Below are 15,274 nucleotides of genomic sequence, written 5' to 3'. Positions count from 1 at the left end.
TTTAATCAGGTATATCCATAGTTCCCTTTCTATGTATCTTTTTCCTTCCGATTATTGAATTAACCTGCCACTAGCTGCATAACAAAAAAGAGCTGATCACAGCCCTTTATATTGGAGTAATGCCCCAGTTTCTTTAAGTACCTCATTTCACAAATATAGTTAGTTTTACATAATTAATCGGTTCATTCAATATAGGAATGCTGCTCCGTTTGTTGCATAAGAAATAAACAATTTTATTATAAATTAAATAACTTTATTGTCTTCGTTAGAAAAAGAGAGACAGTATGCTGTCTCTCCAAATAGTTACTCATCCAAAATTAATTCCTTACCGTTTTTATCATACGCCATAAAAGATATCGTTACAGGGCTTTTAATAGTAGTCGGTAGCAAATTTACCACCGTAAAGTAATCACCTTTAGGCACATCTACACGATAACTGTAATCTGCTGTTTGTAAATCTACTTCTATCATTGATATCTTCTCATTCAGATTTACGCCATAAAGCACTACATAAACCCCATCATCCGTCGCAACATCTTCATATTGTACCATACTCGTTCCAGAACCCGATGACACAATCTTTAGTCGATTGTTTATACCTTTCTCTAACACCGCCATAGCTGGGGATTCATCCAGCTTATAAGAAGCAAGATATGTACCTGTTTCCCCTAACTGTTTAAATGATTTAACCTCTATCGTATACGGTGTATCAAACCTGTTTTCCCAATCCTCTAAATGCTTTTTAATATCCACCGCGTCCGTCTTTATCGGGTACTGTGCGTACAAACTAATGACCCCTATACCAATAATAATTACAGTAAATACAACGCTATACAGCAACTTCTTCTTGTTTGCTATATAAATCTTCCCTTTGATAGTTGTCTCTCTTGAAAATTAGATTTTGTAAATTTTCCGCTTTAATTATACCATTTTGCCCCTTTTGCGTTTCATAAAAATGGAAGCATTTATTGAGCTAACCTGCCCGTTTGTAGTATAACAAAATAAGAGCTGAGTACCACCCTTGAAATTGGAGTAAAGCCTCGTTATTTTTCGTGTATTCAGTGCCAGGCACGTGAACAAAAGTTGAATCCGGACCCCCCATTACACCGAGGCGGAATGGATTGTTAACCATTATATTGCTTTAATACTTCCTGAAGTGGTATGCGATTAATTTTACGTCTGCTTACCCATGTACTTACGAGGAAAACAATGGACAAGATCACAAAGGTATAAACCATAAATGTCCAATGATATTCTAAGGGCAGTACAAGATTATATTCATTCGCAAAAAGGTTAACAACAGCGCGTATAGTAATTAAAGAAACCGGAATGCTAATCGCGTAACAAATCAGTGCATAGACATAATAGCTGTTTAAAATCATCGCGTTGACCTCACGTTTTGTATAGCCCATAACTTTTAACAATGAAATAGCATAGTAGTTTTTTTCGACAGTAAAGGACGTTAAAACAAATAAAATACTAGCTGCGATGATTGCTGCAGCACCAATTAAAACATTCGTCATTAAAAGCATATATTTACTCATCGAAGCCGATAAATCTAGCATATGTTTCTTTGAACTGACTGATAAATAGTATTCATCTGAAATAGGCTTCTTCGAGTAAATGCCGCTATATAGCTTGTCCGACTGTCCGTTCGATAAAAATAAACTTAGCTCCTTAATATCCATTATTATTTGATTTCCTGTGTAATCTTCCACAATACCGACAATAGGCTTCTCAATCTGCTGATTATTGACAGTTATCTTAATAGTGTCTCCAACTGAAAGCTTTTCAGTTATACTAAGCGGCTGCGTAATGATAACCCCCTTAGAAAGCAGTGCTGTTATATTTCGATCATCTGCATCGTAAAGCTGATAAAACCTATTGTTCTCCTGCAATCCCTGTAATGTAATAATTTTATTATTCACCTTTGCATACGGATAAGTTAAAAATGGCTCTTCACCACTTTGTAATGCAGGAGCAGCCTTGGAAACATCTACATAAGCAATGTATTGGAAATCTACCTTTTCTAAATAACCGACTGTCATCCGGTCGACCAGTCCATCTAACATAAAGGATAGAGTGATCAAAATAGTAGCAAACATTATACCTAAAAAGAAAATTATGAAGCTACCGGTACTTCTGATTGCCTGCAGGTATTTAAACTTTGTTGAACCCTTTGCGCGCGCAAGCAGCCTGCTCACCAAACGGCTTAGACGATTAATGGACTGCGACTGCTGAGGTGTCAATAATTGTAACGCACTTTCTCTTAAAATTTTCCATAAAATGAAGCCGAAAACGAGCGCAAAAAACGTAAGGGGCACTAAAATTGCTGTAACAAATACAGACAGCAACTGATGAATAGGCATTTCAGGAACCAAATAAAAATCGAGATATAAATTTTTCAATGGCTCTGCAAGATTAACGCCGACACCATAGCCAAGCAGCATCATAAAGAATGCATACGTTAAAATCAATAATAGATAAGGGGCAACGATTTTCACACGGCTGTACCCTAGCGCTTTTAAAATCCCAATTTGACCGCGTTCATTTTGTAAAATATTGAAGATCATAATCGCAATCATAATAACTGCTATGCCTGTTATAAAAATACTTAAGCCCACAACTGTTGTTTTGCTTTGCGTTAATTCATCGTATATAGCACCGCTACGCATATTGCCAGCTGTATCAATAATTTGCGTGACAAATGGCAGTTGCTGTTCATCAAATGCCGTGTTCACATCAGCGGTAGATAATTGAATGCCGGCTAAACGAAACTGCTCTCGTTCATTAATCGTTTCATAGGCATCGTCTGTCATTAAAATAACTGTTTGCTTGGCCGTATCCATATTTAAGCTATTATCAAATACTAGTAATGTGTAGTCTGGAAATAGCACAAACCCAGAAATAGTATAAGTCTTATGTTGGATGGTCAATGTGTCGCCTATCCGAAGGTCATTCTTTTGTGCATACGTCTTATCAATGGCTATTTCATTCGGTTGTTCGGGTTTATTCCCCTGCTCTATGTAAGATAGGTTAATCCTGTTAGCGTCTTTTAATAATAAGGCTGAGTGGTTTTGATTATCTAATTTGTATTGGATTTTCTTTGATTCACGCAGCTCAACTGCGACATCAGAGAAGGCAGCAGTAAATTGTTCTTGGCGTTTTTCGATAAGCTCATTAAATAACTGAGGATCTACCCGTTTTATTTCTGAAAGTGTAAAAATACCTTGTTCTATAAGTGAACGATATTGAGCATTTTGCAGCTCATTATTCGTCAGCACATTCAGCATTTCTACAGAAAAATCCTCCTGTTGATAATCCTTTAAGTATTTCTCTGTCGGCTCTTCAATGCCGCTTAAAGCGTAGTACGTCATTGTATAGGTAGCCGAGCTTAATATAATAATCAGTCCGATTGCAAGCAACTGCATCCATTTTTTCGTTATTGTTTTGAAGACATTTTTTAAGAGCATATGATCTCCCCCCCTAGCCCCAGTTTATTTGCCAAGCATCTTTTGTTGTCTCGTTAGAAACAATTTCGGTAATTTCACCAGAGTTCATTTTTATGACTCGATGTGCCATTTCTGCAATCCCTATATTATGCGTAATGATGACGATGGTTTTATGACTGTTACGATTTAAATCCTGAAGCAAGGCAAGCACCTTTTTTGAATTTTCTTCATCCAGAGAACCAGTTGGCTCATCACAAAAAATAATATTAGGGTTCTTAGCAATGCTACGGGCAATCGAGACACGCTGCTGCTCACCGCCGGAAAGCTGAGAGGGATACTTATTGCGCAGCTGTTCTAGTCCGATTTTAGGAAGTAACTCGTCAATGTTTAGCGGCTGTTTGCCAATATCAGAGCCGATTTGAATATTTTCATAGACCGTTAAATTTTGAAGCAGATTGAACTGTTGAAAAATAAAGCCTAAATACTCTCGTCTAAATTTTGTCATACCTGCATCTGATAGCTTAGTAAGCTCGTTGTCTTGAAATAGAATACTGCCGGACGAGACCTGATCAAGTCCACTAATGACATTCAACAATGTACTCTTGCCGCTTCCGCTTGGTCCAAGAATAACGACCAGCTCACCGTCATTGATTGTTAAATTGATATTTTTTAAGGCGTGTGTTTCCACTTCTCCATTTTTGTATACCTTTGAAACATCAATCATTTTGATCATACGAATTCTCCTTTTTGGCTTTTCTATATCTACTATTTAAAAGACCGCCAATTAGACAGTCTGATCTTCTGTACTTGCCTCAGTTTATTGAACAAGCACTATATTAACTCACAGTACATTTCATATTCCCCTAAAAATTCCTGTATTCTTTCTTTTATTATGGTTTGCATATCTCATTTACATACGTTTGAAGCTTGTCATCCTGAGATAAGATATCCAAGCTTCTTTTTTAATAGTTTATTTTTGATTGCTAATGTCTACTCACCCACCATACCATCACCGTCGTTATCTCTCATATATTGATACAACCAATGATCACTTGTGATCGGCATACTATAACCTGCATCTTTGGCTTCCTGAATCGTAACTTCTCCATTGCCGTTCGCATCCACACTGGAAAGGTCACCGCCTTTGTTTGAACCAGTACTTGAACCGGTGCTTGAGCCAGCGTTTGAACCAGTTGAGCTAGAAGGCTTGCTCTCTGTTAATCCAAGCGATTTATTCACTTCGTCAGGGTTTACATTATCAAAGGAATCCACAACCTTGTTTCCGTTAATCGTGTAGGTATACTGATAATGTGATGGAGTCTGTGTCTTTGTATTTGGATATGTGATAATCGCTTCAAAATTAGTTGCTCCACCTGCATCGCGAATTACTCTTTCCATATATGCTTGGTCACCGTGTCGATTGAGCGTACTATTTTGCGGAGTAATATTGTAGGCATTTGATACCCCTCCAAGAGAATCAGCGATAATATGTCCTTCATCTAGTGAGTCACTTTCAACACCTGGAACTTTCGCTTCATCAGAATAGTATCTACCAGACGAATTTACGGGTTCGCTGCTGTCATCTTGCAGAATGATTTTGTCAGCAATGACCCGCACCAACTGGCCGTACTCATTTGTGAATGCCCAGTATTCACGATCCCCAAAGCCAATATCTACGACAACCTTAGCTTGGCGATATCCAGACGTATCTCCACCATCCACTTTAATCAGTGTGTAACCGGCGAACTGTGATTCCGTTTTTTTCTTAGCTTCCGCTTCAGCTTTCTTTTTTGCTTCTATCTTTGCCTTTTCCTCAGCTTCAGCTTTGGCCTTAGCTTCTTCCTCTGCCTTTTTCTTAGCTGCTGCTTCTTTAGACTTGGCTTCCGCTTCAGCTTGGGCTTTAGCTTTAGCCTCTTCTTTGGCTTTGCGCTCGGCTTCAGCTTTGGCCTTAGCTTCTGCTTCTTCCTGTTTATCTGCTTCAATTTGCTCTGCTTGTTCGCTTCTTTGAGCAGTCTCTTCAACCGGAGGTGCCGTTGCTATACCTATAACGACAGACAAAACGGCAATTGTTCCAAAAACTTTCAATACCCTAGCTCTAGTTTTTTTGGGTTCAGGAGATTTTCTGAATATAAAGGCTGGGTTAATTAAACCTATTAAGAGTGCCAAAAAAGAGATTGAGAATAGAATAAAAGCCATATTCTCTATGGTGGACGGTGATAGCGCACCAATCAATGAAACTATCGCTACACCTCCATAAATTAGAATCATAAACACCTTATTTCTTTTGTTTTCTGGAAGCCAAAACAACACGAGACTTGTTTTTTTCCATCCCACGAATAGAGCTGCAAGACATAAGGTAAAAAGCACCAAAAACAGTCCTAGCATTTTGTATCCTCCTTTAATTTCTTATCTTAATCATATCAATTACGTATGAAATTTAGAGTGAACTTGATATGTGTTTTCTTTGAACTTTCCTGCTTTTTAATATTTCTTATGTACTAACAGACGGCCGCCTGGCAAATGTTCTAAGATTTCATCCAGACAAATCAAAATGGATTTACAGCCATTAGCTTCTGAGAAATCAACTCTTAACTGCATTACAAAAAAGAATATATTTGCGGCCCCTTAAATTCCACGTTTGTTGAATAAGAAAAAGCAACACCCTAAGGATGCTGCTCCACTACTCACAAATACTTCTTATGAATCCCTTTGCTATTATACGAATATAGGATCGGCTTCTCCTCAATCATCGTCTCCATATGCACCCTTCTTCCCTACAGAGGTAGACGTACGGAAGCACCTTCTCCAAATACTTCACATCAAGCTCAATTCCTTCGTACCAATGCTTCAGATACAGTTCCCCGTTCCGTAAATAATCTCCGTCATTGATCGTGATGTTCGGAAACCCGCCATTGACCCACATATTGACGAGCTGATCACGGACCGCTTTCCATTCCTTATCAACAGCCTTATAATCCTTGCCCTGCTTCTGAAACAGATACATATCCCCGCGCATGACCAGATCCTTCGTCAGGTAATTGCAGAGGAAGGAGATATCGAACTCCACTTCCCGTACCTCGAACATCTGCGCTCGGTCGGGCCCCGGTTCGACTCCCCGCCACTTCCTCTCTTCCGTCGGGTTATCAAAACACTCTTCGATATCTTCAAACATCTTCAAGCCTAAGTAATACGGGTTGATGCCTGTTCGCGACGACTGCACAACGCCTGCATTCAGCTTCGCAAATTCAACCGACTCCCCTGGCGTCAGGTCCATTTCTCGCAGAATTCGCTGATGCCAGTAGCTCGCCCAGCCCTCCTTCGTCTAGGGATCTTCCGTTTTTCGTTCTCTTCCCTTAGACGCCAATTTAACTTTCTTCTTAAACGAATGCACCCATGAGTTTAAGTAAATTGCTTCAACAATTTTAGTATAAATTGACGTTACTTGAATGCGCTATTGGATAAGTTAGCAAATGATTTTTTAAGCAAGATTACTTCATAATAGTCCTTTATAGATCAATTGTACTGTTTTCGAACGAACCTTTTTAAATAAACATTCAATCAATTTTTATAAGATTGTATAACCATTATTCATTAAATTTATTTGCATACCTAAGCACTTTTAATCACTTGCTTTAATCATTTTGATATGATAAATCTTAATTATTCAATAGTAAACTTTTATTTCATTACATTCTATCTTCAGTTAGTAGGCGGTTGTTTATGAGAACTAGTGAAATTGCTGAATTATCTCAGGTTCATCCCAATACAGTACGACTGTATGAAGACTGGCATTATATTTCGCCTGTACCAAGAAAACCAAATGGTTACAGAGAATATTCAGATCTGCATCTGAAGCAAATGAAAATTGCCAGACTTGCCTTTAAGCAAGAATTTATTCAGAATAACCTTCGCAAAGAGGCCACAAAAATCGTCAAGCTTAGCGGCCGTGAAAAATTTAAGGAAGGCTTACAGGCAGCAGAATCCTATTTAGCGTATTTGCAAACAGAATATGAGTATGCTTTAGAGGCCATTGAGACGGTGAAACAGATTTTACAAAATAAATCGATTACAGGTGAAACCTACTCCCACAAGACTGTTGCCGCTATGCTTCAGTTAACGGAAGAAACATTACGGAATTGGGAACGCAATCATTTATATTGTGTTGAAAGAAATACGCAAAATCGAAGAATCTATACGCAGCGCGATTTGCAAAAATTACTCGTCATCCGGACGTTGCGCAGCGCGCATTATTCGATCACCAGTATCGCCCATTTATTTCATGAGCTGGAACAATCAAAGGGAAAGACAGATATTCGGCAAATGTTACAAACACCTGCCTTTTCCACGGAATTTTTTCATGTCACAGATGATTTAGTCAATCAATTAGAAATAGCAATGAATGATGTGGAATCAATCATTGCTATTTTGACGGAATTACAATAATGGAGAAGGTGCTTCTTGATCAACGAGTACTGTTAATTCATGCATCGCTCTAGTTGAGACAATATACAATAGTCCACGGTCAAATTCAGTTCGATAATTGGTCTCGTTCACAAAAGGTACGATCACCGCATCGAATTCAAGACCTTTCGCATACTGAATCGTTGTTAAAAGGAGGCCTGTTTCAAACTTTTCTGTTTGGCCGTCTAGTAGTGTAAAAGGTATGTTTAAATGTTCCTGCAAAAACTGTAAGTCTTTCTCCGTTTTACAGATAATTGCCGTAGTTCGATAATCATTCATCGCATTTTCATGGACTTGTTTCAGCATTTGTTCAAGTGTCGAATAAATCCATTCTTTCGGTTCTTTCCCGTGCCTTGCAATTGGATGAATTTCCCCATTACGCATGAATTTTTTTGAATACATCGCAATTTCATACGATGACCGATAGGTGGTTGTTAATTCTACGTATTCCAGATTATGAAACATAGCTTCAAATGCCTCTTTGGATATCGTTTCGTATGGCAAAAGAGCCTGACTGAAATCGCCAATGATTGTTCGCTTACACGTAAACACTTTAGATAATACAGCATATTGGATCGGTGAATAATCCTGCATTTCATCTAGTACAAAGTGCTGGACGAGCTCATACTGCTTAATTCCTTTAAAATAAAGCTGTACAAATAGATAGGGGTATACATCATTAAATTCGAAACGTTTTTTCGAAAACTTAAATGAGTTTTCACCCAGTGTTTCAGTAAAGGCACGATAAATCGCCAACGGTGAAGAAAACAAGAGACGTTTTTTTAGCCGCTTTATGACTTCGTTTTTGCTCGGGAGTTTCCCTTCCCTATCCCACTTGGATTTAAGCACTTGAATAATATCATCGGCCATAAGCTCTAAACGGGTAACAACCGGCTCTTTTCGATATTGAAGGAAGCGCCCTTGTAAGTAATCAGCTTGCAGCACTATCCCAACAATGGAGATGTTTTCATATTCAAGAAGCTTTAAGTCTAAGTCAGCTAAAAAGGATTGCAGCTTTTGAACAAATGGATAATTCCCCTTCATTTTTGCACGCGAAGCCAGCGCCCCATCTGGATTCGATAAAATTTCTTTTGTTTCTTCCTCAAATGATCTAAATGTTACAGCAGCTGGTAATAAATTTGCCGTAAGCTCGTCCAATGTAAACGAACGAATTGGCTCTTCACCAAGCTCTGGTAAGACGGTAGAAATATAATCGCTGAATACTTTATTTGGAGACAAAATAAAAATACGTTCTGCTCGTAACGTATCACGGAATTTATATAAATAATAAGCGATGCGGTGCAAGGCAACAGCCGTTTTCCCAGAACCAGCAACGCCTTGAATGATGACATTATACGCTGATTCATTCCGTACAATATTATTTTGTTCTCGTTGAATGGAAGTAACGATTGTTTTCATCTTATCATTTGCATGCTGGGTTAATGTTTGTTGTAGAACCTCGTCTTGTATCGTTAATGAGCTATCAAGCACATATTGAAGCTTAGAATTTTCAATTTTAATTTGACGTTTCTTAATAAGTTCACCGCTAAATCGCTGATCCATCGCAATATAATAGGCTTCACCAATTTCAAATTCATAGTACATATTACAAATAGGTGCACGCCAATCATAAATTAATTGTGTACCTTCTTCATCAGCAAAACCGAAGCGCCCGATATAGATTGTCTCTGCCTCACTCGGATGGTCACCATGATATAAAAAGTCAAATCGTCCGAAGTATGGGGATTCTATAAGCTTTCTTACTTGCTCACGTTCCATCACTTGTGCGAAACCCCTCTTGTCTATCATACTTAAGGTTTGCTGGTAATCATACACCTCGAATTTATCTAGTTCACTTTTATATTCAACCATATATTTTTGTAAACTTTTAAAATTGTAGTCTTGATCAGTAATGTTTGATGAAAGCTTTTTATATGCCTTTGTTAATTGACTTAAAGTTTTTTCAAGATAAGCAATTTCGTTTGTGTCCGTCACGAAATCCCCTCCTTTTCAAATGTATCATCAAGCATAACAAAAAGATTTTCGCTGGTGTTTAAATGGAGGGTTGTTTTTTTCTTTCGATTAATGTCAATTCTTGTTCAACTAACCTGCCACTTTGTTTAATTGATAATATTCACTAATTAGCGAAGTGAAAAAGTTTATATAGTACAATATTTGTAGACTTATCTTAATGAATACTTTTGAACGAAGGAGTCAAGAAAAGTGAATATGGAAATTGGTTATTTTCCCAAAAGCTACTATGACTCAAAGCCTGATGCTGGAGGTTTTTTCCCGTTTGCATTAGAAGGCACAACACCATATGTTTTATCGATGTAACAAAAAAGAGCTTCACAACCCTTTATAATGAAGTAAAGCTCCAGTTACTTTAAGTACATTTATTCACAAAGTAATCTTTTTTACAGGTCATTTAGTGGTAGCCCCAGGAAAATGCGAATGTACAACTTTAAGCAAATTCAAACATAAAAAAAGTCGAATTCCCTGTCCTTTAAGGAAACGACTTTTTTATACGACTTCTTCAAGTAAATCCCCATTAACCTTTTTTGGGGACTATTTGTAATCTCTGCGCAGTGAAATTATACCTGTGCTAGCCCGCCATCTACGAACAATTCAACACCAGTCAAGTAGCTGCTTTCGTCTGAAGCAAGGAAAGATACAACGTTTGCTACTTCTTCAGGTGTCCCAACTCTTCCAGCTGGAACAGTATCTCTGCTATTTTCTATTACTCCTTCAAGTGCATCACCAAAAAGCTCATCGTATGCAGGTGTAAGAATACCTCCCGGACTAACCACATTTACACGGATTTCAGTTCCTTTTAGGTCAAGAATCCAGTCACGAACTAGTGCTCTTAATGCTGCTTTAGAAGCTCCATATACACTAAACGCTGGGTTGCCAATTGATCCAGCAGTAGAGCCCGTTACAATAATAGAACCTACTTTGTCCGGGAATAGTGATAACGCTTTTTGAACAGTAAAGATGGTTCCTTTAACGTTAATGTCGAACGTTCTATCAACCTGCTCTTCAGTAATTTCACCTAATGGAAGGAAGCTGCCGACACCTGCATTAGCAAAAAGAATGTCCAACTTACCTTTTTCCTGCTTTATAATGTCATATAGTTTGTCTAAGTCTTCAAGCTTAGAAATATCACCTTGAACACCGGTTACGTTCTTGCCAATTTGGTTAACAGCTTTATCAAGTTCGTTTTGTCTACGTCCCGTGATATAAACATATGCACCTTCGTTTACAAATTTTTGTGCTGTAGCAAGACCAATCCCACTTGTTCCACCCGTTACAAGCGCTATTTTACCTTCAAATTTACCCATACTTAACACTCCTTTAGAATTAATTTTATTTTATGTCTAGTACCTTTAAGTACTTGAAGAACAACTTATAAGATATAGTATCCTTCAGTAAGCACATTATCGGAAGTACCCACTTTTTTGTGATATAGTAACTAAAAAGTAATAAATGTGGAATGGAGAGCTTTAGACATGAAAAAATTTAGTTGTGGGTTTGAAGTGACAAAGGAAGTTATTGGCGGAAAATGGAAAGGCCTTGTATTATACTTTTTAATGAATGGACCAAAGAGAACGAGTGAATTAAAGCGCATTATCCCAAATATAACTCAGAAAATGCTGATTCAAACACTTAGAGAGCTTGAAGCCAGTGGACTTGTGAGCAGAAAGATGTATAATCAAGTACCGCCGAAGGTTGAATATTCATCCACTGAACTTGGAGAATCTCTTAAACCTATCTTGCAGGAGCTCTGTCAATGGGGAGGCCATTATGCGGAGCAAGAGTATGCAGAAGGTGAATATGAAATTGTACAACCAGAACAAGTTTCATATTAAAGATAATATAATTTCATAGAGATCTAAAGGTATTAATCATCTTAATCAATACCTTCAGAATAAGGTTTAGGAATACTTGAACGCACTATCAAGATATAATATACATAATGTAATACAGCATTACCTAAAACACGGAGGGCTACTTTAGATTAGATGATTCTTATTATTTTAACTTACTTAATTCCTATAGTATTTGTAGTTTGGTATCTGATATATTTTCTAAAGAGAAAAACAATATATTAAAAACTATTTTAGATGATAATGTTAAAAATTAGTCGAGATAAACTCTAGCACCCGTTTGTTTAAGTGTAAACCTACACAATCTAATCTTTCTTTTATCTTAAATTATTGATTAAAAAAGAAAAAATTTTAGGAACTCTTTCTCTAAAAAAAGAGTAGTTATGTTCAGCATCAATAATAATTGCAAACTCTGTACTTGTTACTTTCTTTTTTAAAATATCATAAATGGTTTTATTTGAAGCTAAAAACTCCTTATTTATGATTTCTTCATTTCCTGATTCCTTATCTCCGCAGTCTAAGTAAATCCTTTTAATTAAAGACAAATCAGAATCCTTTATTAGTTTTTCAATTTCCTCTTGGTTACGGTAAAAAGCAGAAGATAATACGGCTATATTTTTGAATACTTGAGGATAACGACACATAGCGTATGTAGTAATAAGTCTCCCTAAAGAGATACCTGCCATTGCGGTATTGTCCTTTAACGTACGGTATTTATTGTCTATAAATGGCTTTAGTTCATTCACGATAAAGTCAACATACTCTATCCCTTTTCCGCCAGATGTACTAACGTGCCCCAATATTTTTTTACTATACTCTCCATTTATCCAAGGACAATATTCGTTTATTCGGTCTTTGGTATTTTGGTCTATTCCAACAACAATAACTTCTAATCCATTTTTATCTAAGTAGTTTTCAAGTTCTAAAGATGTGCCTCCAATTGCATCGTCATCATTAAAAATATTTTGTCCATCGTGCATATATAAGACGGGGTATTTTTTCCTTCCTTCGTTGTAATTCTTAGGTAGATATACTCTAATTAGCCTATCTTGTTTGAAGGAAGTCATATATACAGGAAATATTTCTAACAAGATAATTCCTCCTTTGCTATCACTTCTGCATTTTTAATTTACCATAAATTTCATTTATCACAATTCTTCCTTGTTCAACTAACCTACCCGTTTCTCCAATAAGGGCTTCTTCAATAGAAAAAGGCATTAATCCTTCTTGGATCAATGCCCCAAATTAAAGGTTTCGATGTTTATCGGACACCGTTTTATTTCAACCACGTGCAAAAGGATAGCACAAAGCTATCCTTTTGCACGTGCCTCAGTCAAGGCCCTTATAAAATATAATGATCAATATAAGAGATCAGCTCGGCGATTTCAGGCTTGCTGACCTGTGCATCTGCCCCGACCACTTGGCCCTTATGACGTAAATCATCGGTAATTAAAGAAGAGAAAATGATGACTGGCAACACCGCAAGATCTTTATGTTCTTTGATTCTTCTGGTCAGATGGTGCCCGTCCATCTGCGGCATCTCAATATCCGTTACGATGATTTGCACTTTTTCTTCGATTTTCTCGCCTTTACTTACAATACGTTCAAGATAATCCATTGCGTCCTGTCCGTTTTCAAAAAAGTCCACATTCTCAAAGCCCGCTTCTAATAAGGTATCGTGAAGCAGCTTTCTTAATAGCGGCGAATCTTCAGCCACGACTACTTTTTTCATCGAACGGTTTCGTTGCCCCAATTTTTTGACTTGCTGGACAGAAATGCCCGATTCTGGATTGATTTCCACGACAATCTTTTCAAAATCCAAAAGGAGGATCATTTCGCCATTCATCTTTATAACTCCAATGATTTGGCTCTCCAGTCCTTGATACATATCGGACGGCTTTTCTATTTGTTTCCATGAAATCCGGTGTATTTGCGTCACATTATGGACATGGAATACAATTTTTTGTTTATTGAATTCGGCAACAATAAATTTATCCTGTTCAGGTGTCAGGGAAGGAGAATAACCCATCGCTTTTGCCACGTCTACAACTGGCAGAACTTCTTCCCGCAATTCAATGATGCCCTCTACATAATGATGGGCCTGTGGTACAAACGTTACAGGCACGGGATTGATAATTTCCTTTACTTTGATAACATTGATGCCAAATTTATTTTTCCCTAATCCAAATTCTACAATCTCCAACTCATTCGTTCCGGATTCAAGCAGGATTCCTTTATTTTCTTCCATAGCGCCTCGCCCTTCCCTACGTTTCTTCATTTCTTCCGCCTATTCAATCTCTTTTCAACAATGACCATGCATGAAAAAGGCCTTCTAAGGCAAAACATCATTACGCCTTTTATATCGGCCGAAAAATCAGGATTATTTAGAGAATGTTTTTGTTTACCTGTGAATCAGGAAGGACTGGCTTTAGCCGGTCACACATCTTACGCGGATTAAACTGATATTTGGAAAATAAAGCGACAGTATGAACTTAAATAGGTTCAATTAATAACCGGTGGCACGCCCCTGCCAATCAAAGTTCCAGTTGATCCTATTCATGCAAAAAAAACTCCGAAGCGCGCTTCAGAGTTTTTGATGATTATGGCTTGGTTTTTACAACGACTGTCTTGGCGATCAAATCATGCAATGTTTGCTTCTTTTTTGTGAAGAAATACATGACATATCCAATCATCATTATACTGGATAAAAAAATCATCGACAAATGGCGGATAACGGCTGTAAAGAAGGAAATTCTTTCACCATTCAAATTGGTGACCTTATTATTCATTAGCTTCTTGCCGACTGTTGCCTGCCATTTTGAAGATTGGAGAATAGCATAGTAAAGCGTGCTAATAATCAGCGTAATTACCATATAACCAGAATTATTTGCCATCGAATTATTTGGATCTGATAATGTGGAAGGATCAAATGAAATGCCTATTAAGGAAAAAACACCGAGTGACCCCAACACTGAAATGATCGCGCTTATAATTAAGCCATCGATCAGATAGGACGCTAATCGGCTCCAAAATGGTGAATAGTTCATATTTTGCGTTAGTGCTTGTTCTGACAAGTGAAGACTCCTCCTATATAATTATGCGTTTTCTTGCAGCTTCATCTCTGAATGTATGCCGTCGTGCAATTCCTGGATTCTTTGTTTCTATATTCTTAGGCAAACAAACAAGGATTTGACGACTATCACATTCTTTTTTATTATATCAACATAATTTAATACGTTTAATATATCTATTTATTTTAATATTCAGTATGAATCTCTCCTCTTTGACCACAGCTTCCCACCCCAATTCGTTTTTTATACAAAAACAGCTTCCTTTCACACGTTATAGGAAGCCCCCTTAAAAAGTGGTACACTATAATAAACTTTGTGCAGCAGCTTTGGCTTCCCTGCACGGGCATTGCTAAGCCTCGATCCAAAAGATAAGTACATAAGGGCAGGCATGAACGCAAATGAA

At 37.5% G+C, this 15,274-nt stretch carries 11 protein-coding genes and 1 pseudogene; 2 read left to right on the top strand and 10 right to left on the bottom strand.

The annotated features are described in order from the left end of the window. Positions 1 to 303: 303 nt before the first annotated feature. The 5 genes and pseudogenes from BN1765_RS07915 to BN1765_RS07895 all read right to left on the bottom strand — a co-directional run. On the bottom strand, positions 304 to 786 hold the full coding sequence (locus BN1765_RS07915) for a hypothetical protein (protein WP_050614607.1): 483 nt from the start codon (positions 784 to 786) through the stop codon (positions 304 to 306). A 338-nt stretch (positions 787 to 1,124) separates the two neighbouring features. After that, entirely contained in the window at positions 1,125 to 3,473 is a 2,349-nt protein-coding gene (locus BN1765_RS07910; protein ID WP_050614606.1) for an ABC transporter permease, read from the bottom strand. A 13-nt stretch (positions 3,474 to 3,486) separates the two neighbouring features. Further along, positions 3,487 to 4,185 (bottom strand): ABC transporter ATP-binding protein, encoded by a 699-nt coding sequence (locus BN1765_RS07905; protein ID WP_050614605.1) that lies wholly within the window; start codon positions 4,183 to 4,185, stop codon positions 3,487 to 3,489. Between the two features lie 257 nt (positions 4,186 to 4,442). Next, positions 4,443 to 5,648, bottom strand: coding sequence for a DNA/RNA non-specific endonuclease (locus BN1765_RS07900; protein ID WP_390621194.1), 1,206 nt, complete (start codon positions 5,646 to 5,648; stop codon positions 4,443 to 4,445). Between the two features lie 488 nt (positions 5,649 to 6,136). Then, positions 6,137 to 6,768: pseudogene (locus BN1765_RS07895) on the bottom strand (SpoVR family protein); the annotation flags it as partial. Positions 6,769 to 7,172: 404 nt separating this feature from the next. On the opposite strand from BN1765_RS07895, the gene BN1765_RS07890 reads away from it, so the two are divergent. Beyond that, positions 7,173 to 7,895, top strand: coding sequence for a MerR family transcriptional regulator (locus BN1765_RS07890; RefSeq protein WP_050614604.1), 723 nt, complete (start codon positions 7,173 to 7,175; stop codon positions 7,893 to 7,895). Here BN1765_RS07890 and BN1765_RS07885 read toward each other — a convergent pair. Both BN1765_RS07885 and BN1765_RS07880 read right to left on the bottom strand, forming a co-directional pair. After that, positions 7,887 to 9,908, bottom strand: coding sequence for a HelD family protein (locus BN1765_RS07885; protein ID WP_050614603.1), 2,022 nt, complete (start codon positions 9,906 to 9,908; stop codon positions 7,887 to 7,889). The two genes, BN1765_RS07890 and BN1765_RS07885, sit on opposite strands and share 9 nt — an antisense overlap. Before the next feature lie 599 nt (positions 9,909 to 10,507). After that, positions 10,508 to 11,254: an SDR family NAD(P)-dependent oxidoreductase gene (locus BN1765_RS07880; protein WP_050614602.1), complete on the bottom strand. Its 747-nt coding sequence runs from the start codon at positions 11,252 to 11,254 to the stop codon at positions 10,508 to 10,510. Positions 11,255 to 11,422: 168 nt separating this feature from the next. Between BN1765_RS07880 and BN1765_RS07875 the strand changes: the two genes are divergently transcribed. Next, entirely contained in the window at positions 11,423 to 11,782 is a 360-nt protein-coding gene (locus tag BN1765_RS07875) for a winged helix-turn-helix transcriptional regulator (protein ID WP_050614601.1), read from the top strand. Positions 11,783 to 12,117: 335 nt separating this feature from the next. Here BN1765_RS07875 and BN1765_RS07870 read toward each other — a convergent pair whose 3' ends face one another. The 3 genes from BN1765_RS07870 to BN1765_RS07860 form a co-directional block, all read right to left on the bottom strand. Beyond that, the gene (locus BN1765_RS07870) at positions 12,118 to 12,891 is read right to left on the bottom strand and encodes an alpha/beta hydrolase (RefSeq protein ID WP_050614600.1); all 774 of its coding nucleotides are present in this window, start codon (positions 12,889 to 12,891) and stop codon (positions 12,118 to 12,120) included. Between the two features lie 251 nt (positions 12,892 to 13,142). After that, positions 13,143 to 14,048, bottom strand: coding sequence for a chemotaxis protein (locus BN1765_RS07865; RefSeq protein WP_050616708.1), 906 nt, complete (start codon positions 14,046 to 14,048; stop codon positions 13,143 to 13,145). A 352-nt stretch (positions 14,049 to 14,400) separates the two neighbouring features. Continuing rightward, positions 14,401 to 14,874 (bottom strand): RDD family protein, encoded by a 474-nt coding sequence (locus BN1765_RS07860; protein ID WP_050614599.1) that lies wholly within the window; start codon positions 14,872 to 14,874, stop codon positions 14,401 to 14,403. Positions 14,875 to 15,274: the final 400 nt, after the last annotated feature.

Origin of the sequence: Bacillus testis (assembly GCF_001243895.1) — a bacterium.
Lineage (GTDB): Bacteria > Bacillota > Bacilli > Bacillales > DSM-1321 > Bacillus_AD > Bacillus_AD testis.
Note: the sequence above shows the minus strand (reverse complement) of the source record. Positions and strands in the feature narration are given on the sequence as shown.

Excerpts from the sequence above, each read along its gene's own strand:
- BN1765_RS07900 (WP_390621194.1), bottom strand. The coding sequence starts at position 5,648 with ATGGCTTTTATTCTATTCTCAATCTCTTTTTTGGCACTCTTAATAGGT.
- BN1765_RS07875 (WP_050614601.1), top strand. The coding sequence starts at position 11,423 with ATGAAAAAATTTAGTTGTGGGTTTGAAGTGACAAAGGAAGTTATTGGC.
- BN1765_RS07865 (WP_050616708.1), bottom strand. The coding sequence starts at position 14,048 with ATGGAAGAAAATAAAGGAATCCTGCTTGAATCCGGAACGAATGAGTTG.
- BN1765_RS07905 (WP_050614605.1), bottom strand. The coding sequence starts at position 4,185 with ATGATCAAAATGATTGATGTTTCAAAGGTATACAAAAATGGAGAAGTG.
- BN1765_RS07890 (WP_050614604.1), top strand. The coding sequence starts at position 7,173 with ATGAGAACTAGTGAAATTGCTGAATTATCTCAGGTTCATCCCAATACA.
- BN1765_RS07910 (WP_050614606.1), bottom strand. The coding sequence starts at position 3,473 with ATGCTCTTAAAAAATGTCTTCAAAACAATAACGAAAAAATGGATGCAG.
- BN1765_RS07880 (WP_050614602.1), bottom strand. The coding sequence starts at position 11,254 with ATGGGTAAATTTGAAGGTAAAATAGCGCTTGTAACGGGTGGAACAAGT.